Source organism: Rhodopseudomonas rhenobacensis (assembly GCF_014203125.1).
In the GTDB taxonomy this organism is placed as follows: Bacteria; Pseudomonadota; Alphaproteobacteria; order Rhizobiales; family Xanthobacteraceae; genus Rhodopseudomonas_A; species Rhodopseudomonas_A rhenobacensis.
Genome location: NZ_JACHIH010000016.1, coordinates 1 through 18,206, shown reverse-complemented (window position 1 = coordinate 18,206; position 18,206 = coordinate 1). Strand labels below are relative to the sequence as shown.

At 66.6% G+C, this 18,206-nt stretch carries 17 protein-coding genes; 10 read left to right on the top strand and 7 right to left on the bottom strand.

All coding sequences use genetic code 11. The annotated features are described in order from the left end of the window. The first annotated feature begins 33 nt into the window (after positions 1-33). From HNR60_RS13420 to HNR60_RS13390, 7 genes are all read left to right on the top strand, one after another. The gene (locus HNR60_RS13420) at positions 34-828 is read left to right on the top strand and encodes an enoyl-CoA hydratase/isomerase family protein (RefSeq protein WP_184258282.1); all 795 of its coding nucleotides are present in this window, start codon (positions 34-36) and stop codon (positions 826-828) included. Positions 829-830: 2 nt separating this feature from the next. Next, positions 831-2,000: a thiolase family protein gene (locus tag HNR60_RS13415; RefSeq protein WP_246432931.1), complete on the top strand. Its 1,170-nt coding sequence runs from the start codon at positions 831-833 to the stop codon at positions 1,998-2,000. A gap of 2 nt (positions 2,001-2,002) precedes the next feature. Continuing rightward, positions 2,003-2,419 carry a Zn-ribbon domain-containing OB-fold protein gene (locus HNR60_RS13410; protein ID WP_184258279.1) on the top strand — a complete coding sequence of 139 codons (417 nt, stop codon included), beginning with the start codon at positions 2,003-2,005 and terminating at the stop codon, positions 2,417-2,419. Between the two features lie 6 nt (positions 2,420-2,425). Continuing rightward, positions 2,426-3,970 carry a class I adenylate-forming enzyme family protein gene (locus HNR60_RS13405; RefSeq protein ID WP_184258277.1) on the top strand — a complete coding sequence of 515 codons (1,545 nt, stop codon included), beginning with the start codon at positions 2,426-2,428 and terminating at the stop codon, positions 3,968-3,970. A gap of 294 nt (positions 3,971-4,264) precedes the next feature. After that, complete coding sequence (locus HNR60_RS13400; RefSeq protein WP_184258275.1) at positions 4,265-5,077, top strand: ABC transporter ATP-binding protein; 813 nt, start codon at positions 4,265-4,267, stop codon at positions 5,075-5,077. Further along, a complete protein-coding gene (locus tag HNR60_RS13395) occupies positions 5,074-5,910 on the top strand; it encodes an ABC transporter permease (RefSeq protein ID WP_184258273.1) in 837 nt (278 codons plus the stop codon). Before HNR60_RS13400 ends, HNR60_RS13395 begins: the two co-directional genes overlap by 4 nt. A gap of 22 nt (positions 5,911-5,932) precedes the next feature. Continuing rightward, on the top strand, positions 5,933-6,976 hold the full coding sequence (locus tag HNR60_RS13390; protein ID WP_184258271.1) for an ABC transporter substrate-binding protein: 1,044 nt from the start codon (positions 5,933-5,935) through the stop codon (positions 6,974-6,976). A 200-nt stretch (positions 6,977-7,176) separates the two neighbouring features. Here HNR60_RS13390 and hutC read toward each other — a convergent pair whose 3' ends face one another. After that, positions 7,177-7,908, bottom strand: coding sequence for a histidine utilization transcriptional repressor HutC (gene hutC, locus HNR60_RS13385; protein ID WP_184258269.1), 732 nt, complete (start codon positions 7,906-7,908; stop codon positions 7,177-7,179). Next, positions 7,905-9,260 (bottom strand): formimidoylglutamate deiminase, encoded by a 1,356-nt coding sequence (locus HNR60_RS13380; protein ID WP_184258267.1) that lies wholly within the window; start codon positions 9,258-9,260, stop codon positions 7,905-7,907. Before HNR60_RS13380 ends, hutC begins: the two co-directional genes overlap by 4 nt. A gap of 103 nt (positions 9,261-9,363) precedes the next feature. Between HNR60_RS13380 and hutI the strand changes: the two genes are divergently transcribed. The 3 genes from hutI to HNR60_RS13365 are packed head-to-tail and all read left to right on the top strand — an operon-like array spanning position 9,364 to position 12,885. Next, positions 9,364-10,599 carry an imidazolonepropionase gene (gene hutI / locus HNR60_RS13375; protein WP_184258265.1) on the top strand — a complete coding sequence of 412 codons (1,236 nt, stop codon included), beginning with the start codon at positions 9,364-9,366 and terminating at the stop codon, positions 10,597-10,599. 23 nt (positions 10,600-10,622) lie between these two features. Then, the gene (gene hutU / locus HNR60_RS13370) at positions 10,623-12,287 is read left to right on the top strand and encodes a urocanate hydratase (RefSeq protein WP_184258263.1); all 1,665 of its coding nucleotides are present in this window, start codon (positions 10,623-10,625) and stop codon (positions 12,285-12,287) included. Beyond that, positions 12,229-12,885, top strand: coding sequence for a HutD/Ves family protein (locus HNR60_RS13365; RefSeq protein WP_210313527.1), 657 nt, complete (start codon positions 12,229-12,231; stop codon positions 12,883-12,885). Before hutU ends, HNR60_RS13365 begins: the two co-directional genes overlap by 59 nt. Before the next feature lie 161 nt (positions 12,886-13,046). Here the strand turns inward: HNR60_RS13365 and HNR60_RS13360 are convergent, their stop codons facing one another. The 5 genes from HNR60_RS13360 to HNR60_RS13340 form a co-directional block, all read right to left on the bottom strand. Continuing rightward, positions 13,047-13,859, bottom strand: coding sequence for a phosphate/phosphite/phosphonate ABC transporter substrate-binding protein (locus tag HNR60_RS13360; protein ID WP_184258261.1), 813 nt, complete (start codon positions 13,857-13,859; stop codon positions 13,047-13,049). 202 nt (positions 13,860-14,061) lie between these two features. Beyond that, positions 14,062-15,063, bottom strand: coding sequence for an ornithine cyclodeaminase family protein (locus HNR60_RS13355; protein ID WP_184258259.1), 1,002 nt, complete (start codon positions 15,061-15,063; stop codon positions 14,062-14,064). Between the two features lie 77 nt (positions 15,064-15,140). Next, complete coding sequence (locus HNR60_RS13350) at positions 15,141-16,373, bottom strand: Zn-dependent hydrolase (protein ID WP_184258257.1); 1,233 nt, start codon at positions 16,371-16,373, stop codon at positions 15,141-15,143. After that, a complete protein-coding gene (locus HNR60_RS13345; RefSeq protein ID WP_184258255.1) occupies positions 16,366-17,151 on the bottom strand; it encodes an ABC transporter ATP-binding protein in 786 nt (261 codons plus the stop codon). The genes HNR60_RS13350 and HNR60_RS13345 overlap by 8 nt, the downstream gene beginning before the upstream one ends. After that, positions 17,148-17,921 (bottom strand): ABC transporter permease subunit, encoded by a 774-nt coding sequence (locus HNR60_RS13340; RefSeq protein ID WP_184258414.1) that lies wholly within the window; start codon positions 17,919-17,921, stop codon positions 17,148-17,150. Before HNR60_RS13340 ends, HNR60_RS13345 begins: the two co-directional genes overlap by 4 nt. Positions 17,922-18,206 lie beyond the last annotated feature (285 nt).

Below are 18,206 nucleotides of genomic sequence, written 5' to 3'. Positions count from 1 at the left end.
CGACAACCGAAACCAAAACACCCTGGAGCACCCATGAACTATCAGGACGTCATCCTGTCGCGCGAGAGCGGCTGGATCGAGATCACCATCAACCGGCCCGACAAGCTGAACTCGCTGCGCGAACAGACCGCGGAGGAAATCCTGGCGATTCTCGCCGAGGTCGAGCACGACCGCGAGGTCCGCGCGGTGATCCTGCGCGGCAGCGACAAGGCGTTCTGCACCGGGATCGACACCAGCGAATTCCAGATCGCCGAAAACGGCTATTTCGATTTCTATCGCTTCCGCAAGCGCAACCGCAAAGTCAACCGGCTGTTTCGCGAGATCGGCTCGTTCACCAAGCCGCTGATCGCGGCGATCGAAGGTTTTGCGCTCGGCGGCGGGCTCGAGCTGGCGCTGGTCGGCGACATCATCGTCGCCGGCGCCAACGCCAAGTTCGGCTTGCCGGAAATCAAGCTCGGCATGATGCCGGGCGGCGGCGGCACTCAGACGCTGCCGCGGCTGATCGGCAAGCCGCTCGCCAAGGAATTGATGTGGACCGGGCGGCGCATTACCGCCGCTGAAGCCGAGCGCTACCGCATGGTCAACCACGTCACCGAGGCGGGACAGGCCATCGACAAGGCGCGCGAGATCGCGAAGAGCATCAGTGACAACGCGCCGATCCCGGTGATGATGACCAAGTCGGTGATCGACCGCGGCATCGATATGGCGCTGCCCGACGGCTTCGAGGCCGAAGGCGACGCCTCCTTCCTGCTGTATTTCACCAAAGATCGCGACGAGGGCCTGAAGGCCTTCAAGGAAAAGCGATCGCCAGCGTTCCGCGGAGAATGACCATGAGCAGCAAACGCGACATCGTGATCGCCGGCTATTCGGAGACGGCGATCGAGTACAAATCCGGCCGCAGCGCCTACGACCTCGGCGGCGAAGCGCTGGCGAAGCTATTGGCCGCGACCGGCATCGAGAAGGACGCGATCGATGGCCTCGCCGTCACCGCGCCGCTCAGCGAATGCCCGAATCCGTTCTTCGCGGTCTACATGACCGAGGCGCTCGGGTTGACGCCGACCTGGCTGAACTATGGCGGCACCGGCGGCTGTTCGGCCACCGGCGGCGTGGCGCGTGCGGCCTCTGCCATTCGCGACGGCTTGTGCGAGGTGGTGGTGGTGTTGTCGGCGGATGCGCCGAGCACATCATGGCGCGCCAATTACGGCGCCTATCGCGGCGAATTCCAGGATCCGCCGGGCGTGCAGGGACCTCCCGCGACCTTCGGCCTGCTGATGAGCCGCTACAAGCATCAATACGGCTTGAACTCCGACGCGCTCGGCAAGATCGCCATCACCCAGCGCAACCACGCGCTGCACAACGACAACGCCTACGCCAAGTTCAAGACCCCGATCACGATGGACGACTACAACAAGTCGCGAATCATCGCCGATCCGCTGCGGCTGTTGGACTGCGTGATGTTCTGCGACGGCGCCAACGCCTTCCTGGTCACCAGCGAGGCCAAGGCGAAGAGCCTCGGCATCAGCAAGATGGTGTATCCGACCGCGTATGCCGAGATCACCAACGTCAACGGCAACCAGTCCTGCCCGGACATCACCGAGACCGGGTTCTCCAAGATCGCGCCGAAGCTCTACAAGCAGTCCGGGCTCGCCGCGAAGGACATCAAGATGTTCCAGCCCTATGACGACTTCACCATCGCGGTGATGATGAAGTTCGAGGACTTCGGCTTCTGCAAGCGCGGCCAGGGCAGCGACTTCACGCTCGACACTGACCTGTCGTTCAAGGGCACGCTGCCGCTCAACACCGGAGGCGGGCAGATCTCCGCCGGCCAACCCGGGCTCGCCAGTGGCGGGCTCAACCTCGCCGAAGCGGTGCGCCAGATGTTCGGCGAAGGCGGCGGCCGTCAGGTCGCCAATCCGACCAACGCGCTGATCACCGGCATCGGCGTCATCCCTTACGCGCGGAACTGGGGAACCAGCGCCGCCATGATCCTGGAGGCCTGAGCATGGCTGAAGAGAAAGCGGGCCGTCCGGTCCCCAAGCCGTCCACCTATGTCGACACCCAGGCGTTCTGGGACGGCGCCAAGCAGGGCAAGCTGGTCTTGCAATATTGCAAGGACACCGGGCGATTCCAGCACTATCCGCGGCCGGTCTCGATCTTCACCGGCAGCCGCAACCTGGAATGGCGCGAGGTCTCCGGCAAGGGCACGATCTACGCCTGCACGGTGATCCGGGTGCCGGGGCCCGGCCTCGACGGCCGCTTGCCGCTGTCGGTCGCGACCGTCGAGTTGGACGAGGGCGTGCGCATCCTCGGCAACGTGCTGGGCAGCGATCCCGACAAGGTGGCGATCGGCCAGCGCGTCGAAGTGACCTGGGATCAACTCAGCAACGACGTGCAATATCCCGCCTTCAAACTGGTCTAGGGCATCATGCGACTGGATACCATCCTGCGCGCGCAGGCGGTGCGCTTCCCCGACAAGACCGCCTTGGTCTGCGGCAATGAGCGCATCGCCTATCGCGATCTCGAGCGCCGCATCGCCCACGTCGCCAGCGGGCTGCGGCAACAGGGACTCGGTGCGGGCGACCGCATCGTGGTGTTTCTCAACAACGGCGTCGAGATCGTCGAATTGTTCTACGCGGCGTTCTCGCTCGGCGCCATCGTGGTGCCGGTCACCACCCGGCTGACCTCGCACGAAGTGCAGCACATCTGCGCCGACAGCCAGCCCTTCGCGATCGCGTTCGAAGGCCCGGGCGATGCGATCCAAGGCGCGCTGCAGGCCAATCCCGACGCGCTGCGGATCGCGGTCGGGACAAGCGTCGACGGCGCGTTCGACTATGCGCGATTGCGCGAGGCCGCGATCGCGCCGCTGCCGCTGTTGTCGGTGCAGTCCGACGACGCGGTGATCATGTACACCTCGGGCACCACCGGTAGCCCGAAGGGCGCGATCATCACCCACGCCAACATCGTCACCCAGCATTGCTTCATCAACGCGGTGGAGTGGGGGATTTCGCGCGACGATCATTATCTGGTCACCACGCCGTTGGCGCATCGCACCGGCTTCGCGCGGCTGTCCAACGCGTTGACGCTCGGCGGCACGTTGGTGGTGATGAAGAAATTCGATCCCAAGCAGACCATCGAAACCATCGCGAACGAACAGATCAGCGTGATCGGCATGGTGCCGACGGTGTGCCGGATGATGCTGCCACAGATCGAAGCCGATCCGGAAAAATGCGCGTCGCTGCGCCGCATCGTGGTCACCGGCGAAGCTTTTCCGGTCGATCTGAAACGCCGCTTCATCGCGCTGTTGCCGCAGGTGCGGCTGGTGTCGTTCTTCGCGATGACCGAGGTCGGCGGCGTGACCTCGCTGTCGCACGAGGAACAGTTCGAACACGCGGCTTCGATCGGCCGGCCGACGCCGGGCGTCGAGGTGCGGATCGTCGACGACGCCGGCAACGCCGTCGCCACCGGCGAGGCCGGCGAGTTGCTGGTGCGGGTCGGCGAACCCGGCCGCTATTCGGTGATGCGCGGCTACTACAACCGCCCGGAAGAGACCGCCAAAGCCATCGAGGACGGCTGGATCCGCACCGGCGACGTCGCCCGCGCCGACGACGACGGCTACCTCTATATCGTCGACCGCAAGAAGGACATGGTGCTGAGCGGCGGCTTCAACATCTACACCAAGGAAGTCGAGCTGGCGCTGCTGGCCAATCCCGACGTCGCCGAAGCCGCGGTGATCGGCATTCCGGACGAGATCTTCGGCGAGGCGGTGGTGGCGTTCGTCGAGCCGCAGCCCGGCCAGAGCCCGACGCCGCAATCCATCGTCGAGGCGGTGCGCGGCCTGGTCGCCGGCTACAAGAAGCCGAAACACGTCTTCATCGTCAACGAGCTGCCGCGCAATTCGCTCGGCAAGGTGTTGAAGCGCGAATTGCGCGACAAGGTCGGCGATCTGTTGAAAGAGCCCGAGGCGAGCTGAGCGGGGCTTTGTCATTGCGAGCGGAGGCCGGCGCGCAGCGCCGGCCGAACAGCGAAGCAATCCAGGGCATCTTGCGGAGCCCTGGATTGCTTCGTCGCAAGTGCTCCTTGCAATGACGTGTTGAGTGCCTGATTCATTGATCATCAGCCTCTGAGACCGGCGCATCCGCCGGCGCGCCCGCGCCCACTGCCTCAGGATTGCGCAGTCGCTGCTGCGCATCTGACCTTGCCTTCCGCGGCGCCTCCCCATTATGTCTATACAAGTCGGATGACCCGAGGTGAGGAGCCGCGCTTGATGAGTGACGCCGTTCTTGCGTTCGAGGGGATCGGCCAGGACTTCCCCGCGCCGGGCAGTCAGGCTCCGATCCGCGTATTGGACGGCCTCAGCTTCGAGGTCGCCAGCGGCAAATTCGTCGCCGTGATCGGCCCTTCCGGCTGCGGCAAGAGCACGCTGTTGCAGATGGCGGCCGGGCTGCTGAAGCCGACGCGCGGCACCGTGCGCCACCGCGGCCGGCTGATCGACGCGGTCAACCGCGAGGTCGGCTTCGTGCCGCAGCAGGCGCAGCTGTTTCCCTGGAAAACGCTTTCCGAGAATGTCGAGTTGCCGCTGCTGCTGCGCGGCATCGCGGTGGCCGAGCGCCGACAGCGCGTCGCCGAAGCCTTGGCCTCGGTCGGGCTCAGCGGCTTCGAGGACTACTACCCGAGCCAATTGTCCGGCGGGATGCAGAAGCGCGGCTCGATCGCCCGCACGCTGATCTACCGGCCCGACGTGATCCTGATGGACGAGCCGTTCGGCGCGCTCGATGCGCAGACCCGAATGGTGATGCAGCACGATTTGCAGACACTGGCGCAGGATGCCGGCGCCACCATCCTGTTCGTCACCCACGACATCACCGAAGCGGTGGTGCTGGCGGATAGCGTGGTGATCATGGGGCAACGGCCGTCGCATCTCTTGGCGACCATCCCGATCGATCTGGCGCGGCCGCGCGACGTGTTCGAGCCGTTCCGCAATCCCGGCTATGAGGCGGCCTATGACGCGGTGTGGTCGGTGTTCCGCTCGCAGATCAACATCCGGCACCGCGCCCCGGCGATGGAGGCCACGCCATGAATGATCTGGTCGCCACCGCTGAGAAACCCGCCGACGTCACCGTGAGCGCCAAGCCGCGCGGCGACTGGGCGCACCGGCTGTTGGTGCTGCTGCCCGGCATCGCGCTGCTGGCGTTCTGGCAATGGTCGTCGGGCCGGTTGATCAAGGAGATCTACATCAGCAAGCCGACCGCGATCGCGCAGCGGCTGTTCGAACTGTTCGCCTCCGGCGAGATCTATCCGCATCTGTGGACCACCGGCCAGGAACTGGTGATGGGCTACGGCATCGGCGTCGCCGCGGGCATTCTGGGCGGCTACGCGCTGGGGCGCTCGCCGCGGCTGGCGCGGATCTTCGAGCCTTATGTGATGGCGTTCTACGGCGTGCCGAAGATCGCACTGGCGCCGCTGTTCATCATCTGGTTCGGCATCGGCGTCGGCTCCAAGGTGGCGCTGGCCTCGATCATGGTGTTCTTCCTGGTGTTCTACAACGTCTATGCCGGGGTGCGCGGCGTCGATCGCGAAGTCGTCAATCTCGCTTTGGTGATGGGCGCCAATCAGCGGCAGCTCACCTATCACGTCTATCTGCCGGCGGCGGCGCCCTATGTGATCCTCGGCATGCGGATGGCGGTGCCCTATGCGGTGATCGGCGTCATCGTCGGCGAGTTCACCTCGTCGATCCAGGGCTTGGGGCTATTCATCCACGAGGCCTCGTCGACCTATGATCCGGCCGGCGTGTTCGCCGGCATCGTCATCCTGCTGGCCTTCGTGGTCGGCGCCAACGCCGTCACCGGGCGGCTGGAGCGGCGGTTGCTGCGCTGGCGCAAACCGTCCGGCCAGGGGCCAAGCGATATCTGATGTCCTTCACCGTGAGAGGCCTATGATGCGATCGATCGCGAAACTGACCCGCGTAGCGGCGCTCGCCGCAACACTGTCGCTGATCCCTCAGCTGGCGTCGGCGCAACAGCCGGTGCGGATCGGGCAGGGGGTTTCGACGCTGAGCTTCCTGCCGCTGTGGGCGGCGCGCGCGCTGAACACCTTTGCGCCGGAGGGCCTCAACGCCACCGGCGTGATGATGCCGGGCGGCGATTCCGCGGCGCTCGCCGCACTCGATTCCGGCGACATCGATCTCGCCGCGGTCGGCTCCGAAACCGTGCTGCGCGCCGCCGCCAAGGGCCAACCGTTCGAAATCGTCTACACGCTGATGTCGAAGGTGACGCTGCAGCTCGTGGTGTCGCCGGCGTTCCTCGAAGCCGCCAAGGTCAAGGCGGATGATCCGCTGCCGAAGCGGCTCGCCGCGCTGAAGGGCGCGGTGATCGGGGTGGCGGCGATCGGCGGCACCCAGGAGACCGCGGCGCGCTGGCTCGCCGGCAAGGGCGGGCTCGATCCCAAGGCCGACATCAAGGTGGCGCAAGTCGGCAATCCGGTGGCGCTGCAGGCCGCACTGGAAAACAAGCGCATCGACGCCTTCGTGCTGTCGCCGCCGGAAGGCTATCTGGCGAGCAAGTCCGGCAGCGGTGTGGTGCTGGTGTCGCTCGGCGACGACTTTCCGCTGCTCGCCGATCAGCCTTACCTGGTGCTCGCGGCGAAGAAGCCGATCGACGCCAAGACGTCGGAGCTGATCGTCAAGACCGCGCGCGCGCTGCAGGCGGCGAGCGTCGCGCTTGTCGACAAGCCGGAGCCGACCGCGCTCGCCATCCAGAAGCAGTTCTTCGCCAAGGCCGATCCGGATTCGATCGTCGCGGCGATCACGGCGATGCGCAGCGGCGTCGCCAGCGGCGGCCAGCTCGACGCCAAGAGCTTCCAGAACCTGCTGACGTTCTCCAAGGAGGTCGGCACCAATTTCGGCAAGGAGTTCGACGCCGCCGCATCGGAGAACGATCTGTGGACCAACCAGTATGTCGACGGCGCCAAAAAGAAGTAGCTACATCTCGAGTTAGATCGATGCGCTTCGAGCTTCCCAAGCCGTCATTCCGGGGCGCGAGCAGCGCAAGCTGCGAGTGAGCCCGGAATCCATAACCCCTGCAGGGAGTATGGATTCCGGACTTGCTCGTTCTTGCGAACTCGCAATCCGGAATGACGGCTGTATTTGAGTGGAATGCGTCAATCCCAACCGAAGACGATTTATCCGGTCGGGGTGAACCGCGCGATCAGATTGTAGAGGTGGCCGGGATGGGTCAGCCGCACCGCGGTGATCGGCTCGCCGTTGCGCCAGGTCTTGCGTTCGATCACCAGGCAGGCGGTGCCCTCGTCGAGCTTCAGCTCGGCGGCGTCGGCGCCTGCGGCGTTGCAGGCGATGATGCGATGCTCGGCCTCGGTCCACGGCACCTGGCCGACCAGCCAGGTGTTCGGCGGGATCACGGAGAAGTCCTGCTGCAACGCCACCGGCACCGCCTGCGGATTGATCAGCCGGTCCTCGATCGCGAACGGCTCGCCGTCGGCGTCGTGCCGGCAGCGCAGCGCCAGCACCGATTCGCGGGCACCGACCGCGAGCCGGGCTCGGTCGTTCGCGGTGGCGATCCGCTTGGTGAGCTTCAAGAGTTGATAGCCGTAGCGCTCGCCGCGCTTTTCCACCTCGGCCTTGAGGTCGGGAATCTGCAGCACCGCGGATTGCGCGCGCGGCCGCGACACGAAACTGCCGGCGCGGCGCCGGCGCACCACGAGGCCCGCCGCGGCCAGCGCCGAGAGCACCTTGTTCACCGTCATCCGCGAGCAGGAATAGGACTGCATCAATTCGTGCTCGAACGGCACGCGATAGCCCGGCGGCCATTCCCCCGACAGGATCCTGGTTTCGAGATCGGTACGAATGCGCTGATACAGCGCCACCGTCCCGGCCGATTTCTGCTCGATGCTCATGCCGCCAACAATCGCTCCAAGGTGCGCCGAAACCGCTGCGCCACCGGCTCGCGGTCGTGATGCCGGCCGCCGCTCACCAGCTGGACGCCGCCGGCCCAGACGCAATCCACCAGCTTCTCTTGGCCCGCAAAGATCCAGCTGTCGAGGATCGCGTCGCCGGCGCGGCCGGCGAGCGCGATGTGACTCGTCTGAAGGCTGATCAAATCGGCGATCGCGCCTTCCACCAAGCCCGTCGGCTGAAGCCCGAGCGCCTGCGCGCCGCCTTGCAGCGACGCCTCGAACAGCGCGCGGCCGGTCGAGCCGTCGCGCGCCATGACGTTGCGGCCGCGCTGCGCCAGCCGCTGGCCGTATTCCAAAAGCCGCAATTCGTCGGCAAGCCCGATCTGCACATTGGAATCCGAGCCGATGCCGTAGCGGCCGCCGGCGTCGAGAAACCGCGGCGCGTCGAAAACGCCGTCGCCGAGATTGGCCTCGGTGATCGGACAGAGCCCAACCACCGCGCCGCTCGCAGCAATTCGCGACAACTCCTCGGCGTCGGCGTGGGTGGCGTGCACGAGGCACCAGCGGCGATCGACGCCGGCGCGCTCGAACAGCCATTGCAGCGGCCGCTGCCCGCTCCAGGCGACGCAGTCGTCCACTTCCAGCATTTGCTCGGCGATGTGGATGTGAATCGGCCCTTCGCCGGCGAGCGCCAGCACCGTGGCGAGTTCATCTGCCGTCACCGCGCGCAGCGAATGCGGCGCGACGCCGACCACGGCGCCAGGCAGTCCGGCGACCGCGCGGCGGCTCGCCTCGAGCAACCGCGAAAATCCGTCGATGCCGTTGATGAAGCGGCGCTGCGCCGGGCTCGGCTCGCGGCCGCCGAATCCGCCATGCGCGTAGAACACCGGCAGCAGCGTCAGCCCTATTCCGGTCGCCTGCGCGGAGGCTGCGATCCGCTCGGCCAGTTCGGCGATGTTGTCGTAAGGCGTGCCGGCAGCATCGTGATGGATGTAGTGAAATTCGCCGACCCGCGTGAAGCCGCCCTCCAGCATCTCCACATAGGCCTGCGCCGCCACCGCCTCGATATCGTCGGGGCTCATGCGGCCGACGAAGCGATACATCACCTCGCGCCAGGTCCAGAAACTGTCGGCGGACGAGCTGCTGAATTCGGCGAGCCCCGCCATGCCGCGCTGGAACGCGTGGCTGTGCAGATTGCAGATCCCCGGCAGGCCGATGCGATGCCGCTCGTCGCCGGGCTGCGGCGTAGCTCCGGACTCGATGCTGGCGAAGCGGCCGGCGTCGATCAGCAGTCGGACGTTGCGCGCCCAGCCTTGCGGCAACAACGCATCCTCAAAGAATAATCCGGACACGCAGGCCTCCGATGATCGCTGTGGGCTGGACAGATGAAAGCGCCTCCAATATGTATAGACAAATGGATCGCCTGCCAAGCGCCTCCCATAGTGGATCGTCATCATGAGCGTCGTTGATCGGATCTGGCACCGCTGCCGCATAGCAACGCTCGCGCCGTCGCGCCAAGGCCTCGGCGTGATCGAGGACGGCCTGATCGCCAGCCGCGACGGCCGCATCGTCTACGCCGGCCCCGCCGCCGAGGCGCCCGATCTCGATGCGCGTGAGCGGATCGACTGCGGCGGGCGCTGGATCACGCCCGGACTGATCGATTGTCACACCCATCTCGTTTACGGCGGCAACCGCGCCCATGAATTCGAGCGGCGGCTGGCCGGCGCCAGCTACGAAGAGATCGCCCGCGCCGGCGGCGGCATCGTATCAACGGTCAACGCGACGCGGCAAGCCGACACCGCGGCGCTGGTCGCCGCCGCGCTGCCGCGGCTCGACGCGCTGATTGCGGAGGGCGTCACCACGCTCGAGATCAAGTCCGGCTACGGCCTCGAGCTTGCGACCGAGCGGCGGCAATTGCAGGCCGCGCGGCTTTTGGCGGAACACCGCGCGGTTTCGGTGCGGACCACCTTTCTCGGCGCCCACGCGGTGCCGCCGGAACTATCTGGCGACAAGGATCGCTACATCGACGCGGTCTGCGAGACCATGCTGCCGGCAATTGCCGCCGAGGGTCTCGCCGATGCCGTCGATGCGTTCTGCGAAGGCATTGCGTTCTCGCCGGAGCAAATTTCGCGGGTATTTAGCAAGGCGCGCGCGCTCGGCCTGCCGGTCCGGCTGCATGCCGATCAGTTGTCCAACCTGCACGGCGCCGCACTAGCCGCCAGCTTCGGCGCGCTGTCGGCAGATCATCTGGAATACGCCGATGACGCCGGCATCGCCGCGATGGCGCGCGCCGGCACGGTCGCCGTGGTGCTGCCCGGCGCGTACTATTTCATTCGCGAAACGAAGACCCCGCCGATCGCCGCGATGCGCCGCCACGGCGTATCGATTGCGCTGGCCACCGACAGCAATCCCGGCACCTCGCCGCTGACCTCGCTGCTCTTGACCATGAACATGGGCGCGACGCTGTTTCGGTTGACCGTCGACGAATGCATCGCCGCGGTGACCCGCGAGGCGGCGCGGGCGCTCGGGCTGTTCGCAGAGACCAGCAGCCTCGAGGTCGGCAAATCCTGCGACCTCGCGATCTGGGACATCGAGCGCCCCGCCGAGCTGGTCTATCGCATGGGCTTCAATCCGCTGCATGCGCGGGTCTGGCGCGGCACGCCCGACGCCGTCGCGCCCTCACGCAACTAACAGACGCCAAGGACATCCCGCCTATGACCCGCATCGACAACGCCCGTATCATCCGCGCCGCGCGCGGCCCTGAGCTTTCGGCGAAATCCTGGCTGACCGAGGCGCCGCTGCGGATGCTGATGAACAATCTCGATCCCGATGTCGCCGAGCGGCCGAACGAACTCGTGGTCTATGGCGGCATCGGCCGCGCCGCGCGCGACTGGGAGAGTTTCGATCGCATCGTCTCGACGCTGAAGCGGCTCGAAGGCGACGAGACGCTGCTGGTGCAATCCGGCAAGCCGGTCGGCGTATTCCGCACCCATGCCGACGCGCCGCGGGTGCTGATCGCCAACTCCAACCTGGTGCCGCATTGGGCGAATTGGGAGCATTTTTCCGAGCTCGATCGCAAGGGCCTGATGATGTACGGCCAGATGACCGCGGGCTCGTGGATCTACATCGGCAGCCAGGGCATCATCCAGGGCACCTACGAGACCTTCGTCGAGATCGGCCGCCAGCATTTCGGCGGCAATCTCACCGGCAAATGGATTCTCACCGGCGGGCTCGGCGGCATGGGCGGCGCGCAGCCGCTCGCCGCGGTGATGGCGGGCGCGTCGTGTCTTGCGGTGGAATGCCAGCCGTCGCGGATCGAAATGCGGCTGCGCACGCGTTATCTCGATCGCCAGGCTGCTACGCTCGACGAGGCGCTGGAGATGATGGCGCAGGCCGCGCGCGACGGCAAACCCGTCTCGGTGGGGCTACTCGGCAACGCCGCCGATGTGTTTCCGGAGTTGGTCAAGCGCGGCGTGCGGCCCGACATCGTCACCGATCAGACCTCGGCGCATGATCCGGTGAACGGCTATCTGCCGAAGGGCTGGACCCTTGCCGAATGGCAATCGCGCCGCGAGAGCGATGCTGCGTCAGTGGCGAAAGCCGCCAAGCAATCGATGGCCGAGCACGTCCGCGCCATGCTGGCCTTCCACCGCCTCGGCATTCCGGTGGTCGACTACGGCAACAACATTCGGCAGATGGCGTTCGACGAAGGCGTCAAGGACGCGTTCGATTTTCCAGGCTTCGTGCCAGGCTACATCAGGCCGCTGTTCTGCCGCGGCATCGGACCGTTCCGCTGGGCGGCGCTGTCCGGCGATCCCGAGGACATCTATCGCACCGACGCCAAGGTGAAGGAGCTGCTGCCGGACAACGCCGCGCTGCATCACTGGCTCGACATGGCGCGCGAGCGCATCGCGTTCCAGGGGCTGCCGGCGCGGATCTGCTGGGTCGGGCTCGGCGACCGCCATCGCCTCGGCCTCGCCTTCAACGAGATGGTGGCGCGCGGCGAATTGAAAGCGCCGATCGTGGTCGGCCGCGATCATCTGGATTCCGGCTCGGTGGCGTCGCCCAACCGCGAAACCGAATCGATGAAGGACGGCTCCGACGCGGTGTCGGATTGGCCATTGCTCAACGCATTGTTGAATTGCGCGTCTGGTGCCACCTGGGTGTCGCTGCATCACGGCGGCGGCGTCGGCATGGGGTATTCGCAGCACGCCGGCATGGTGATCGTCTGCGACGGCACGCCCGAAGCCGCGCAACGCATTGGGCGGGTGCTGTGGAACGATCCGGCGACCGGCGTGATGCGCCACGCCGACGCCGGCTATGATCTGGCGATCGACTGTGCGCGCGAGAAAAATCTCGATCTGCCGAGCCTGCGCTGAGCGCGCCGCCGTGCGGATCATTCGGGCTGCTAACTGCCGCACCATGCCGTGGAAGAACGGCGGCGGCTCGACCACGCAGATCGCCGCGTCACCCGAGGGTGCCTCGCTGGAGACGTTCGACTGGCGGATCAGCATGGCGCGGGTGGCCTCGGACGGTCCGTTCTCGCGCTTTCCGGGCATCGACCGCACGCTCGCGGTCGTGCAGGGCAACGGACTCGAACTGATGATCGGCGAGGCGGCGCCGCTGATATTGACGCCGGACAGTAGGCCGCTCGGGTTTGCCGGCGACGTCGCGACGCAGGCAAAGCTGCTCGACGGCGAGATCACCGACCTCAACGTGATGACCCGGCGCGGCCGCTATGCGCATCGCCTGCTGCGCTGTGCGCAGCCGATGCGCTGCGATTTCGCTGACGATGAGATCGCGGTTGTTGTTGCGTTGCGTGGCAGCATCGAGCTGACCACGGCCAGCGAAAGCGAGGCGCTGGCGCCGCGTGACGCCGCGTTGTTGCAGCGAGCCGATGCCGGCGCGCAGATCGTGCCGGCGCCGGGAGGCGTCTGCTATCTGGTCTTGCTGCGCGCGACGCCACTAGCCGGATGACTTAACGTCAAATCGGCCCCCTTCGCCGCGTCATTGCGAGCGAAGCGAAGCAATCCAGAGGCAACCTGCGAGGACTGGATTGCTTCGTCGCAAGAGCTCCTCGCAATGACGGAGCTGGCGATCCCTGCTGACCGAGAGTCATCGCACGCAGGCCGGCATCGTCAGCCCGGCTGCATGTAGCCCGCCGCCTCGGCCTCGGCCTCCCAAGCCGCGATCACATCGTAATCCACGACACGCACCGGCGCAAAACCCAGCAGGCACAGCCGGTCGCGCAAGCCTGCGCATTGCGCGTCATCGCCGAAAGATAGCAACGCCGATCGCAGTGCCTCCACCACCGCCGGCGGACATTGCGGGCTCGCGATCAGAAATGGAATCGGCGCAGCCTCGGTGCTGGCGACGACCCTGATCCTACCCGCGAGATCCGGTTGGTGCCGCAGCATCAGCTCCAGCGCGTAGCCGTCCAGCGGGCCGACGTCGATGGCGCCGGCGAGCACCGCCTCGATCACCCGCCGCGGCGTCACCAGCGGACCGATGCTCTCGCGATAGAGGTTAGTCCCGCGGGTGCGCCAGAACGGCAGCAGATGATGGCGCAGCGCGTTGTAGCCGGAATGCGACTCCGCAACGGTGTAGCCGAGGCGGCCGCCGAACGTATCTTCCAGCGTTTGATAGTCTGACTCCGCGCGCACGACCAGTCGCGTCTGGTACAGCGGCCGTCCCGACAGCGCCGCGTTCAGCGGCACCGGCGCCGCGACCGGCTGCGGCTTGGGCATCGCGTGGGTAAACGGCAAGCCGCACATGAAACCGCAGCCGAGATCCGGCCGCACCCACAATTCTGACAGCGGCGAGGGGTAGGCGTGGTCGATCACCTTCAGCTCGACGCCGCTCGCCGCCGCCAGCCAGCCGAACAACTCGCGCCACGCCGCCGCAGCAGCAGGATCGACCGCATACATCCGCGCATTGGCGATCCAGGACATCGCGGAAGCTCCCGTGGCCAATCCCAGAGTTTGACTCATCATGCTCTCAACGAAATCCGGCGCTCAAGTTCGTCATTGCGAGGAACTGTTGCGACGAAGCAATCCAGGGCTTCGCGTGCAGCCCCTGGATTGCTTCGCTGTTCGGCCGGCGCTGCGCGCCGTCCTCGGCTCGCAATGACGGAACGGTTACTTTGCGAAGTACTCAGGCGAAGCGCAGCCGCTGGCCGATGCCGAGCCGCTTGGATTTTTCCAGCATGGCATGACCGAGCGCGATGTCCGACAGCGACAGACCGCGATGCCAGAACAGATTGGTCTCCTCCTCGCTCTGCCGGCCGGGCTTGAGGCCGGCGACGATCTGGCCCAACTCGGCGTGCAGCGTCGTCTCCGACAATTTGCCGGCCTCGACATGGGCGCGCAGGCTGCCGAACTTGCCGCCCTTGCACTGGCCCCAGTCGTCGACCACCATCTTCGCCATGATGTCGGTGAGCGACAATTCGACCGCGCTCATCGTGCCGTAGGGCACCACCAGCGCGCCTTGCTTGATCCACTCGGTCTTCAGCATCGGGGTGGGCTGATCGAGCCGCGAGGCCTCGACCACGATGTCGGCGCCCTCCACGCAGCTCTTCCAGTCGGCCGTCGCGATCACCGGCTTGCCGAGATCCTGGCTCAGCCGCTCGGCAAACGCGTCGCGGCTCTCCGGGCGGCGCGAATGCACGCGGATTTCGTCGAAGTCGAACAGGTGATCCAGCAGCCGCACGTTCCAATAGGCGGTGCCGCGGGCGCCGACATGGCCGAGGATCTTCGAATTCTTCCGCGCCAGATGCTTGGCGCCGATCGCGGTCACCGCGCCGGTACGCATGTCGGTGATGCCGCTGGCGTCGAGGATCGCCTTCGGCGCGCCGGTGCGCGGATCGAACAGCGCCAGCATCGCCAGCTCCGAGGGGAAGCCGAGTTTGTAGTTGTCGACGAAATCGCCGACGATCTTCACGCCGGCGGAATCGATCGGCGGCTTGATCGCGCCGCGCAGCACGTTGAAGTGGCCGTTGGCGACGCCCGGCTCCAGATGCATTCGCGGCTCGATCACGGTCTCGCCGCGGCCCTGGCTCAGCAGCCCGCCTTCCACCGCCGCAAGAATCTCGTCGTCCGTGATCTGCAGTTCTTCGATGTCGAGGCGGTTGAGGAAATCGATGTAGATCGGGGGCAAGTGGATTCTCCATGTTGCCGCGCGGTGCGCGGCTTGGTCGGCGGCAGGCCGAGGCGGCGCGGCCTGTTGGTCCGATGTCATCCCGCCAGCAGACGCCGGCAGGCCTCGGCGAACACCCGGGCGCCGGTGACGATGTCGGCGTCGCTGGTGTCTTCGGTCCAATGGTGGCTGACGCCGCCGATCGACGGCACGAACAGCATCCCCGCCGGCATGATGCGGGCGAGCACCTGGGCGTCGTGGCCGGCGCCGCTCGGCATGTGCAGTGAGCGGCCGTTGGCGAGCGTGGCGCTCGCCGTCTCGATGGCATGATGGAACATCGGGTCCATCCGCGCCGGCGCGCCGGTGCGGACCCGCTCCACGGTGACGCGGCACGGGCCGTGCGCGGTGGCGTCCTCCGCCAGGCTGCGTAGCAAACTCTCCAGCCGTTCGATCACCGCCGGATCGTCGTCGCGAATCTGAAACAGCATCTCGGCGTGGCCTGGGATGATGCTCGGCGCGCCGGGTTCGAGCGAAATGCGCCCGGTGGTCCACACCGTGCGCGGGCCGCAGGCCGCGGGGAAACGCGCGTCGATCGCGACGAAGAACTTCGCCAGCGCCAGGCCGGCGTCCTTGCGCACCGCCATCCGCGTGGTGCCGGCGTGATTCTGTTCGCCGGCAAACCCGATGCGATATTGCCAGATGCCGACGATCGACGTCACCACGCCGATCGCAAGCCCGCCGCTTTCCAGCGTGTCGCCCTGTTCGATATGGGCTTCGAGATAGCCGATATGGCGGCCGGGTTCGGCGGTGATACGCGCCCGTCCTTCAAGCCCTGCGTCGCGCAGCGCCTCGCGCATCGGCCGGCCGGTGCTGCGGTCGCGCGCGGCGTCGAGCTCGGCCTCGCTGACGTCGCCCACATAGGAGCGGCTGCCGAGCAATGACCCGAAATGGCCTTCCTCGTCGCACCACGACGCCACCTCGACCGACCCGGCAATGCTCGGGTCATTGTTGATCACCCGCGCGGCTTCCAGCGCGTAGATCACGCCGAGCGGCCCATCGAGCCAGCCCGCGTAGTTCTGGCTCTCCAGATGCGATCCGGCCAGCAGCTTCAAGCCGGGCTTGGTGCTTTGGCCGAGCACATTGCCGATGCCGTCGATGGTGGCGCTGAGTCCGGCCTCGGGCAATTCATCGGCGAGCCAATGCAGCGAGCGCAGATGCGGCTCGGAGAAGGTCGGCTTGTGTACGCCGGTCTCGTAGGCGCCGAAGCCGCGCAACGTCGTGAGATCGGCGAGCACGCGGGCGCCGTCGACCGGCAATTCAGCGTCAGACATCGGCGGCGACTTTCAATGCTTCGGCGCGGATCTCTTCGACCAGGCGCTCTTTCAGCTGGACGAATTCCGGCGTGGTCTTGATCTTGTAGGAGCGCGGATGCGGCAGATCGACGGCGATCTCGGCCTTGATGCGGCCGGGCCGCGCGGTCATCACGATGACGCGGCCGCCGAGAAAGATCGCCTCTTCGATGTCGTGGGTGACGAACAGCACGGTCTTCTGCTCGCGCTCCCAGATCCCGAGCAGCATCTCCTGCATCAAGGCGCGGGTCTGATTGTCGAGCGCGCCGAACGGTTCGTCGAGCAGCAGGATCTTCGGATCATTGGCGAGCGCGCGGGCGATCGCGGTGCGTTGCTGCATGCCGCCGGACAATTGCTTCGGCCAATGATCTTCAAAGCCGGCGAGCCCGACCCGCGCGATGAAGCCGTCGGCGATTCTGCCGCGCTCAGCCTCCGGCACGCCGCGCTCGCGCAGGCCGAAGGCGATGTTGTCGCGCACGCTCAGCCAGGGAAACAGCGTGTAGGATTGAAACACCACGCCGCGATCGGCGCCGGGGCCGGTGACCTCGCGGCCGTCGAGCAGCACGCGGCCGCTGCTCGGCCGGTCGAGCCCGGCGATGATGCGCAGCAAGGTCGACTTGCCGCAGCCCGACGGGCCGAGAATGGTGACGAAGTCGTTGTTGCCGACGCGGAGCGTGGTCGGCTCCAGCGCCCTGGTCGGTTCGTGGCCGGCGCGCGCCGGAAAGGTGCGCGACACCTGATCGATCACAAGCTCGGTCATGCCAGCTTCCAGGGAAACAGCCAGGCGTTGAACGCCTTGAACAGGAAGTCGGAGACCAGCCCGATCAGTCCGATGACGATGATGCCGAAGATGATCTGGCCGGTGTTGAGCAGCGCCTGGCTGTCGGTGATCATGTGGCCGATGCCGGACGACGAGCCGATCAGTTCGGCGACGATGACGTAGGTCCAGGCCCAGCCCAGCACCAGCCTCAAAATCTCGGCGATCTCCGGCGCCGAAGAGGGCAACAGCACGCGGCGGATGATGCCGCTGTCGCTGGCCCCCAGCGTATAGGCGGCTTCGACCAGATCGCGCCGGGTGCCGCCGACATTCACCGCGATCATCAGGATGATCTGGAACACCGAGCCGATGAAGATCACCAACAGCTTCTGCATCTCGCCGATGCCGGCCCACAGGATCAGCAGCGGAATGAAGGCGGAGGCCGGCAGATAGCGCGCGAACGAGACGAACGGCTCCAGCAGCGCCTCGATCGGCTTGTAGGCGCCCATCAGCACGCCGAGCGGCACCGCCACCACGGCCGCCAGCGTAAAGCCGCCGATCACCCGCCAGATCGTCATGCCGATGTCGGAGAGGAAATCGTATTTGGTCAACAGGTCCCAGCCTTCGCGCAGCATGGTCAAGGGATCGGCGAGGAAGGTCCGCGAGACATGGCCGCCGAACGTCGCCCAACTCCACAGCGCGACGAACACCACGAAGAACGCAAGGCCGTAAACGACGCGCTGCCTCGCGCTCACGGGATCCAGGGGACGTATCACGGGGCTTCCTTGGTGGCTGGTCGAGGTTGATATCTCATCATCGTGCTGCAATGCCGGCCGCGGGCCTCACCTCTCCCCGCCTGCGGGGAGAGGTCGACCCGGCGTAGCGAAAGCGAAGCCGGGTCGGGTGAGGGGGCGTCTCATCGAGCCCGACCTCGCGGATGCGGGGGCCCCCCCCCCCCCCCCCCCCCCCCCCCGGGGGGGGGGGGGCGGGGGGGGGCGGCGCCCCGCAAACGGCCCCGCCGGGGGTGGGGATGAATGAGGGGGGGGGGCGCGCGGCCG

Bases quoted from the DNA above. Each gene is read 5' to 3' on its own strand.
- HNR60_RS13400 (WP_184258275.1), top strand. From the start codon at position 4,265: ATGAGTGACGCCGTTCTTGCGTTCGAGGGGATCGGCCAGGACTTCCCC.
- HNR60_RS13345 (WP_184258255.1), bottom strand. From the start codon at position 17,151: ATGACCGAGCTTGTGATCGATCAGGTGTCGCGCACCTTTCCGGCGCGC.
- HNR60_RS13350 (WP_184258257.1), bottom strand. From the start codon at position 16,373: ATGTCTGACGCTGAATTGCCGGTCGACGGCGCCCGCGTGCTCGCCGAT.
- HNR60_RS13420 (WP_184258282.1), top strand. From the start codon at position 34: ATGAACTATCAGGACGTCATCCTGTCGCGCGAGAGCGGCTGGATCGAG.
- hutI (WP_184258265.1), top strand. From the start codon at position 9,364: ATGAGCGTCGTTGATCGGATCTGGCACCGCTGCCGCATAGCAACGCTC.
- HNR60_RS13360 (WP_184258261.1), bottom strand. From the start codon at position 13,859: ATGTCCTGGATCGCCAATGCGCGGATGTATGCGGTCGATCCTGCTGCT.
- HNR60_RS13395 (WP_184258273.1), top strand. From the start codon at position 5,074: ATGAATGATCTGGTCGCCACCGCTGAGAAACCCGCCGACGTCACCGTG.
- HNR60_RS13365 (WP_210313527.1), top strand. From the start codon at position 12,229: ATGATCTGGCGATCGACTGTGCGCGCGAGAAAAATCTCGATCTGCCGA.
- HNR60_RS13390 (WP_184258271.1), top strand. From the start codon at position 5,933: ATGATGCGATCGATCGCGAAACTGACCCGCGTAGCGGCGCTCGCCGCA.
- hutC (WP_184258269.1), bottom strand. From the start codon at position 7,908: ATGAGCATCGAGCAGAAATCGGCCGGGACGGTGGCGCTGTATCAGCGC.
- hutU (WP_184258263.1), top strand. From the start codon at position 10,623: ATGACCCGCATCGACAACGCCCGTATCATCCGCGCCGCGCGCGGCCCT.
- HNR60_RS13410 (WP_184258279.1), top strand. From the start codon at position 2,003: ATGGCTGAAGAGAAAGCGGGCCGTCCGGTCCCCAAGCCGTCCACCTAT.
- HNR60_RS13405 (WP_184258277.1), top strand. From the start codon at position 2,426: ATGCGACTGGATACCATCCTGCGCGCGCAGGCGGTGCGCTTCCCCGAC.
- HNR60_RS13415 (WP_246432931.1), top strand. From the start codon at position 831: ATGAGCAGCAAACGCGACATCGTGATCGCCGGCTATTCGGAGACGGCG.